This is a genomic window from Variovorax sp. YR752, from assembly GCF_943372545.1.
In genome coordinates, this window is the sequence record NZ_CALRZC010000309.1 from 1 (window position 1) to 8039 (window position 8039).

7 protein-coding genes are annotated in these 8039 nt (G+C 69.2%); 3 read left to right on the top strand and 4 right to left on the bottom strand.

Annotated features, from left to right (window positions below; all coding sequences use genetic code 11):
* The 4 genes from AAG801_RS38260 to AAG801_RS38275 form a co-directional block, all read right to left on the bottom strand.
* Nucleotides 1-1154, bottom strand: a 1154-nt coding sequence (locus tag AAG801_RS38260; protein ID WP_341893118.1) for a methyl-accepting chemotaxis protein, incomplete at its 3' end; no start/stop codon positions are given.
* Between the two features lie 35 nt (nucleotides 1155-1189).
* A complete protein-coding gene (locus AAG801_RS38265) occupies nucleotides 1190-3325 on the bottom strand; it encodes a chemotaxis protein CheW (RefSeq protein WP_341893119.1) in 2136 nt (711 codons plus the stop codon).
* Between the two features lie 40 nt (nucleotides 3326-3365).
* Nucleotides 3366-3728 (bottom strand): response regulator, encoded by a 363-nt coding sequence (locus tag AAG801_RS38270; RefSeq protein WP_341893120.1) that lies wholly within the window; start codon nucleotides 3726-3728, stop codon nucleotides 3366-3368.
* Between the two features lie 62 nt (nucleotides 3729-3790).
* Nucleotides 3791-4201, bottom strand: a complete 411-nt coding sequence (locus tag AAG801_RS38275; protein WP_341893121.1) for a hypothetical protein — start codon at nucleotides 4199-4201, stop codon at nucleotides 3791-3793.
* Nucleotides 4202-4394: 193 nt separating this feature from the next.
* On the opposite strand from AAG801_RS38275, the gene AAG801_RS38280 reads away from it, so the two are divergent.
* From AAG801_RS38280 to AAG801_RS38290, 3 genes are all read left to right on the top strand, one after another.
* Nucleotides 4395-5540: a response regulator gene (locus AAG801_RS38280; protein ID WP_341893122.1), complete on the top strand. Its 1146-nt coding sequence runs from the start codon at nucleotides 4395-4397 to the stop codon at nucleotides 5538-5540.
* Nucleotides 5537-6175, top strand: coding sequence for a response regulator transcription factor (locus AAG801_RS38285; RefSeq protein WP_341893123.1), 639 nt, complete (start codon nucleotides 5537-5539; stop codon nucleotides 6173-6175). Before AAG801_RS38280 ends, AAG801_RS38285 begins: the two co-directional genes overlap by 4 nt.
* A 153-nt stretch (nucleotides 6176-6328) precedes the next feature.
* Nucleotides 6329-8039, top strand: a 1711-nt coding sequence (locus AAG801_RS38290) for an EAL domain-containing protein (protein ID WP_341893124.1), incomplete at its 3' end; no start/stop codon positions are given.

Below are 8039 nucleotides of genomic sequence, written 5' to 3' on the forward strand. Positions count from 1 at the left end.
GCGCGGGCGGCCTCGACGGCGGCGTTGAGCGCCAGGATGTTGGTCTGGAAGGCGATGCCGTCGATGACGCCGATGATGTCGGCGATCTTCTTGGAGCTGGCGTTGATCTCGTCCATGGTGGAGACCACCTGGGAGACGACGGTGCCGCCGCGCTGGGCGACCTCGGCGGCAGAGGCCGCGAGCTGGTTGGCCTGGCGCGCCGAGTCGGCGCTCTGCTTGACGGTGCCGCTGAGCTCCTCCATCGACGAGGCAGCCTGCTGCAGGTTGCTCGCCGTCTGCTCGGTGCGGGCGGAGAGATCCTGGTTGCCGGTGGCGATCTGCACGCTGGCGGTGCTGATGCTGTCGGTGCTCGAGCGCACCCGGCCGACCAGGTTGCGCAGCGAGTCCTGCATGGTGCCGATGGCGCGCAGCAGGTCGCCGAGTTCGTCGCGCGAGGTGGCGCTCACCGACTCGGACAGGTCACCCTTGGAGATGGTCTGCGCAGCGGTCACCGCGCGCTGCAGCGGGCCGGTCACCGAGCGGGTGATGGCCCAGGCCATCGCGGCGCCGACACCCAGGCTGATGGCCAGCATGATCACCAGCATCATCTCCGCCGAGGCCAGCATCGCGTGCACCTCGTCGATGTTCTGCTTCGCCAGGTCGGCCTGGAAGTCGCTGAGCGCGCGCATCGAGCCGAGGTAGGCGGCGGCCGCGGGCAGCATCTTGTCCTTGAGCATCGTCTCCGCGGCCAGCGGGTCGCCCTGCTTGGTCAGCTCGCCGACCTTGCCGCGGATGTCGATGTACTCCTTGCGCTTGGTGCCGATATCGGCCAGCAGCGCCTTGCCCTTCTCGCTCGTGATCGCGCCGTCCAGCTCCTTCTGCAGCTCGTTGATCTGCGCCGTCGTCTCCTTCATCTGCGGGCCGAAGTGCGACTCGAGCGCCGGGAGTCCCGCGCCCTTGGCGATGGCCACGGCGCGGGTGATGTTCAGCTCGGTCTTGCCCATCCACTCGGCCATCACGCCGGAGCGGCGGTCGTAGTCCTGCGCCTTGGTGAGGTCGGCATCGATGCTGACCATCCGCCAGTAGCCGACGACGACCATGACCAGCGAGAGGGCCAGCACGGCGCCGAAGCCCAGCGTCAGGCGGGCACCGAGTCTGAGGTTGTTGAGATTCATGGCGCGAAGTCCGGTAGGGAAGGCGATGGAAAGAATCAGTGGCGCGAGCGGCGCACCAGGCTGCCGACGTCCAGAATCAGCGCGACGCGGCCGTCGCCCATGATGGTGGCGCCCGACACGTCGTCGACGCGGCGGTAGTTGGCCTCGAGGTTCTTCACCACGACCTGTTGCTGGCCGAGCAGTTCGTCGACGAGCAGCGCGACGCGCCCCCCCTCGGCTTCCACCACGACCATGATCGCGCTGACGTTCTCGAAGTCGAAGCGCGGCACGTTGAAGACCTGCTCGAGCTCGAGCACCGGCATGTACTCGTCGCGCACCTCGACCACGCGGCCGCTGCCGCCGATCGTGCGGATCATCCCGGGCTGCACCTGGAAGGACTCGACCACGCTGGACAGCGGCAGGATGTAGCACTCCTCGCCGACGCCCACGCTCATGCCGTCCATGATCGCCAGCGTCAGCGGCAGGCGCACCTTGACGCTCATGCCGTAGCCTTCGGCGGAGTCGATCTCGACCGTGCCGCCCAGCGAGGTGATGTTCTTCTTCACCACGTCCATGCCGACACCGCGGCCGGAGACGTCGGTCACCACCTCGGCGGTGGAGAAGCCCGGCGCGAAGATCAGGCTCCAGACCTCCTGGTCGGTCATCGAGTCGGGCGCGTCGATGCCCTTCTCGCGCGCCTTCTTCAGCAGCTTCTCGCGCGACAGGCCCTTGCCGTCGTCACGCACCTCGATGACGATCGAGCCACCCTGGTGGGAGGCCGACAGCGTGATCGTGCCCTGCTCGGGCTTGCCCTTGGCCACCCGCTCGGCCGGCATCTCGATGCCGTGGTCGCAGGAGTTGCGCACCAGGTGCGTCAGCGGGTCGGTGATCTTCTCGACCAGGCCCTTGTCGAGCTCGGTGGCTTCGCCGTGCGTCACGAAGTCGACCTTCTTGCCGAGCTTGGCAGCGAGGTCGCGCAGCATGCGCGGGAAGCGGTTGAAGACTACCGACATCGGGATCATGCGGATCGACATCACCGATTCCTGCAGGTCCCGCGTGTTGCGCTCGAGGTCGGCCAGGCCGGCGGCGAGCTGCTGGTACAGGGCGACGTCCACGCCCTTGCTGTTCTGCGCCAGCATCGCCTGGGTGATGACGAGTTCGCCGACCAGGTTGATCAGCTGGTCGACCTTCTCGACCGAGACACGCAGCGTCGAGGCCTCGGCGGTCGCGGCCGTCGGCTTGTCGGCCTTGGCGGCCGGCCGTGCGGCCGGCTTGGGCGCTGTGGCGAGCGGTGCGGCCGCCGCAGCGCTCGTGGAGGCCGGGGTTGCCGGTGCGGCGCCGTTGGGCGCACCGGGGGCGTCGTCGAAGAAGCCGTAGCCCGGATCGGTGACCTGCTCCTCGGCCGGCGCGCCAGGGGCGCCGGCGTGGAAGCCGTAGCCCGGGCCGAGCGGCAGCAGCGCCACCGCCTCGCGCGGCACGTGGAAGGTGAACAGGTCCAGCAGGTCGCTGTCGCTGCTGCTGGTGATGATCTTGAAGCGACGCATGCCGTCGCTGGACTGGCCGCCGTCGATCGGCTCGATGGTGCCGAGGTCGGTGATCTCCTTGAACAGGTCGATCAGGTTGTCGGCCATCTCCGGCTGGTCCAGCGGGCCGACGCGCAACTCCAGCGCGCGGGCCTGCGGGCCACCGGGCGCGGCCACCGGCGCCGCAGCCGGCGCGGCGACGGGCGCCGGGGCGGCAGCGGCGGCGGGTGCCGCGGCGGGCAGCGCCTCGCCGGCGACCAGCGCGCGGATGTTGAACAGCAGCTCGGTGGTGTCGACCGCGTCGCCGCCGGCGCCCTGGTGGCGTGCCAGCTGGGCGCGCAGCGCGTCGCCGGAGGCGAGCAGCACGTCGACCATCGGCGCGCTCGGCGCCAGTTCGTGGCGGCGCAGCTTGTCCAGCAGCGTCTCCATCTGGTGCGTCAGCTCGGCCACGTCGGAGAAGCCGAACGTGGCGGCGCCGCCCTTGACGGAGTGCGCGCAGCGGAAGATCGAGTTCAGCTCCTCGTCGTCGGCCGCCTCGATGTCGACCTCCAGCAGAAGCTGTTCCATGCGGTCGAGGTTCTCGCCCGCTTCCTCGAAGAAGACCTGATAGAACTGGCTCAGGTCGATGCCGGCGCCTGCGTTCGCGCCTTCCGAAGTCATCTCGGCCATGGGGTCGTGCTCCCGTGTTTCTTGTGTGCGCGATGAAGCCTCAGCGGATCACCTTCTTGATGACCTCGAGCAGCTTGGTCGGGTCGAAGGGCTTGACCAGCCAGCCGGTGGCACCGGCGGTGCGGCCGGCCTGCTTCATCTGGTCGCTGGACTCGGTGGTCAGGATCAGGATCGGCGTGGCCTTGAACTTCGGGTTGTCGCGAAGCTTCTTGGTCAGGCCGATGCCGTCCAGGCGCGGCATGTTCTGGTCGGTCAGCACCAGGTCGAAGTCGCGCGAGCCCGCCTTCTCCCAGGCGTCCTGGCCATCGACCGCTTCGACGACGTTGTAGCCGGCGCTCTTGAGCGTGAAGGCGACCATCTGGCGCATCGAGGCCGAGTCGTCCACAGCGAGGATTGAATGCATGTCTGGCTCCAGGTAACGAGTGGATTTCGGGTGGGTTCCGGATTTCTTGAATGGCGGCAGGGTCAGAACAGCTCGATGGACCCTGCGTCCATCTCGTCCTGCGTCACGGGGTTGGGTCGCAGCGGCGCGGTCTCGACGACGGCGACGCCGTCCTCGTCGTCGCCCATGGCCTCGGCGGCGAGCCGGTCGGCGCAGCTGCGCAGCCGCGTATTGGTGTGGGTGATCAGCTGCGAGGCCATGTCCTGGAACTGCATCGCGGTGATCGCGCCGGCCATGTGCTGCATCGCGTCGTGCAGCTCGCGGGTATTCAGCTCGGGGTGCTGCGCCATCGCGTGCAGCAGGTGGTTGAGCTGGCCCGAGGCACCGTAGAAGTGGCCCATCAACGCTTCACTCGCGTCGCTGAGCAGGCGCTGCAGGCGTTCGAGGTCGTTGCTGGCCGTCATCAGGTTGTCCTGGATGTCGGCGGCAGCCATCAGGGGCAGGGGGCTTCCCCCACCGGGATCCATCGAGAGGCGGTCTGGCATCGTTGCTCCGCGAAATGTTCTTGTGCACCGGCATCGGGCCGGCGACTCAGCACATTTTCGGCAGCGCATCACAAATCATTAGGGCGATCTCAGCGGCATTTCCCGCGCTTCTCCGTTCGCTCGGCCGCGGCATACTTCACGGATGGCAGCCGCTCTCCTGGACCATGTGCTGCGTGTGCTGCACCTGGAAGACTCGCCGCTCGATCACGAGCTGACGCTGGCCCACCTGCGCCGCGGCGGGCTGGAGGTGCAGGCGCTGCGCATCGATTCCGAGGCAGCCTTCCTGGCTGCGCTCGAGCAGGACTGGGACGTGGTGCTGTCCGACTTCAACCTGCCCGGCTTCTCCGGCCTGGTCGCGCTGGACCTGCTCAAGGCCAGCGGCCGCGACATCCCCTTCATATTGGTCTCCGGCGAGATCGGCGAGGACACCGCGGTCGAGGCGATGCGCAACGGCGCCTCCGACTACCTGCTGAAGAACAACCTGGCGCGGCTGGTGCCGGCGCTGATGCACGCCGTGGAGGCCAGCGAGACGCGCCACGCCCGCGAGCGAGCCGACCGCGAACTGGGCAAGTCCAAGCAGCGCCTGCGCGAACTGGCGCAGCACCTGCAGACCAGCATCGAGCAGGAGCGTGCCGCGATCGCCCGCGAGATCCATGACGACGTCGGCGGCTCGCTGACCGCGCTGAAGTTCGACCTGGCCTGGATCGCCCGCCACACCAACGACGCCGGCGTGCGGCTGCGCGTGCAGTCCGCGCTCGAGACGGTGACGCTGGCGATCGAATCGAGCAAGCGCATCATGCACAACCTGCGCCCGGCCATCCTCGAGCAGGGCCTGGTGGCGGCGCTGCAGTGGATCGCCACGCGCTTCGAGAAGCGCACCGGCATCTCCTGCGAAGTGCGCATTCCGTCACACACGCCGGAGTGGCCGGCCGGCGTGCCGCTGGTCGCCTACCGCACGGCGCAAGAGGCGCTGACCAACATCACCAAGCATGCGCAGGCCACGCGCGTGCAGATCGACCTGTCGCTGGCCGGCGGCGTGATGTCGCTGGAGATCAGCGACAACGGCCGCGGCCTGTCTCAGCTGGACCTGGCCAAGGCGCGTTCCTTCGGCATCCGCGGCCTGCATGAGCGTGCCGGCACGGTCGGCGGCTGGGTCGACCTGTCCAGCGGGCCGGCCGGAACGACGCTGATACTCTCGGTACCCTTGAACCCGTCGGGCGACCTGACGCCGCCGCCGGCGGCGTCGCTGCACGAGCCGGACGATCCTTCGCAGTGGGGCACTCTGTGATCAAAGTCATTCTTTGCGACGACCACGCCTTGATCCGCCGCGGCATCCGCGACACGCTGTCCGACGCGCCGGACATCGAGGTGGTCGGCGAGGCGGGTGACTATGGCGAGTTGCGCACCCTGCTGCGCAGCCACAGCTGCGACGTGCTGGTGCTCGACATCAACCTGCCCGGCGGGCGCAGCGGCCTGGACGTGCTGCACGTGCTCAAGGACGAAGGCCTGCCGATGCGGGTGCTGGTCGTCTCGATGTACCCGGAGGACCAGTACGCCATCCGCGCGCTGCGTGCCGGCGCCTTCGGCTACGTCAACAAGGGCGGCGACCCGGCGCAACTGGTCACCGCGGTGCGCACCGTCTCGCAGGGGCGCAAGTACGTCACGCCGGAGATCGCGCAGATGCTGGTCGAGAGCCTGACCACGCCGGTGGTGGAGAACTCGCACGAGAAGCTCTCCGACCGCGAACTGCAGACCCTGGTGCTGATCGCCTCGGGCAAGCGCCTGTCGGACATTGCCGAGGAACTCAAGCTCAGCCCGAAGACCGTCAGCGTCTACCGGGCGCGGGTGCTCGAGAAGCTGTCGCTCGCGAACAACTCCGAGATGACGGTTTACGCGATCCGTAACGGCCTCGTCGGCCACTGATCCCGCCCCGATCCGTGGGCGCCGCGCGTCGGGTTGCGGCGTGTGTCACGTACTGGGCGCTTGGCTGCGCATCAAGTGATCAGTCAGGCGGCCGAAAGCCTGAAGATGGCGGTCGCGGTTCCCCGCCCAAGAAGAACGGACAACACCCGCCCGATGCTCGTCGCTGCCTGCTTCGTCGTGACTGCCCTGCTGCTGTGGCTGGCCGCCGGCATGTCCGCGCTCGCCGATCGGCGAGCGCGGCCGCTGGCGCGTGCCATCCGCCTCGTTGCGGCGCTGATCGTGGCCTGCGGCCTGTGGTGGCCGGCGCACATGCTGCACGTCGAGGGCACGCTGGTCGCGTTCGAGGGCATCCGTTCGGCGCTGGCCTGGCTGCCGCCGCTGGCGCTGTCGTTGCTCGCGCTGGCCACCGCACGCGCCTGGGCGCACGGCTCGATCCCGCTGATGCTGGCCGCTGGCGCGGCCACGCTGGCCGCCTCGTACGGGGTGGCGATGCTGCTGCTGCCCGGCCTGTTCCGCCTGCTGCCGTTCGACCTGCCGATCGGCGACGGCGTGATGATCGTCGCGCTGGCCCTGGCCAGCGTCGCGCTGTTCATGCCGCCGCGCCGCGAGCGTCTGGCGACCTGGCTGCGCGGCGGTGCGGCGCTGACGGCTGCCGGCATCGTCGCGCTGGCACTGACCGGGTACATGGCCAGCGAGCCGGTGGTGCCTGCCACCTCGTGGCACGAGATCAGCGTGCTCGCCGTGCTGGCCTGCCTGGCGACCCTGATGCGCTCGGTACTGCGGCACGGCGGCGCCGTCGTGGCCGACAGCGTGCCGCGCCCGGCGCGCGGCGCGGTCAGCACCGACGTGCTCACCGGCCTGCCGACGCGGCAGTTCTTCGAGCAGCGGCTCGCCGCGGCGGCCAAGCGCGCCGACGCCAAGCACGGCAAGATGGCCGTGCTGTTCATCGACCTCGACGGCTTCAAACCGGTCAACGACACCTTCGGCCACGCCTGCGGCGACCGCGTGCTCGAGCAGGTCGGCGTGCGCATGCGCTCGATCACCCGCGGCTCGGACGTCGCCGCGCGGGTGGGCGGCGACGAGTTCCTGCTGCTGATGCCGGCGATCTCCTCGCAGGAGTCGGTCGCCAAGGTGGCGCGCGCGCTGATCGAGATCCTCAGCCGGCCCTACAAGGTCGACGACCGCGAGGTCAACATCTCCTGCTCGGTCGGCATCGCGCTGTACCCCGACGGCTGCCGCGCCAGCAAGCTGATCCCGCGCGCCGATGCGGCGATGTACGCCGCCAAGCGCGCCGGCGGCACGCGCCACGCGTTCTTCGCGCCCGAGATGGACCACGACGCGAAGCAGAACTTCGAACTGGTGCGCGACCTCAAGCGCGCCATCGCGCAGGACCAGCTCGAGCTGTACTTCCAGCCGAAGATCGATGCGCGCAGCGGCAAGGTCACCGCGGCCGAGGCGCTGCTGCGCTGGAACCATCCCAAGCTCGGCATGGTGATGCCCGGCGAGTTCATCCAGCTGGCCGAGCGCACCGGGCTGATCGGCCCGCTGGGCGACTGGGTCATCGAGGCGGCCTGCCGCCAGGCCCGCTCCTGGCGCGACAAGGGCCTGCGCATGCGCGTGGCGATCAACCTGTCGGCCTACCAGATGCGCCAGGACGACATCGTCGACCGCATCACCGAGGCGCTCAAGCGCCACCGCATCCGCCCCTCGCTGCTGACCTGCGAGATCACCGAGACGGCGGCGATGGAGGACACCCGCGCCACGCAGGAGACCTTCCGCCGCCTCGGCGAACTCGGCACGCACCTGTCGATCGACGACTTCGGCACCGGCTATTCCAGCCTGGCCTACCTGCGCAAGCTGCCGG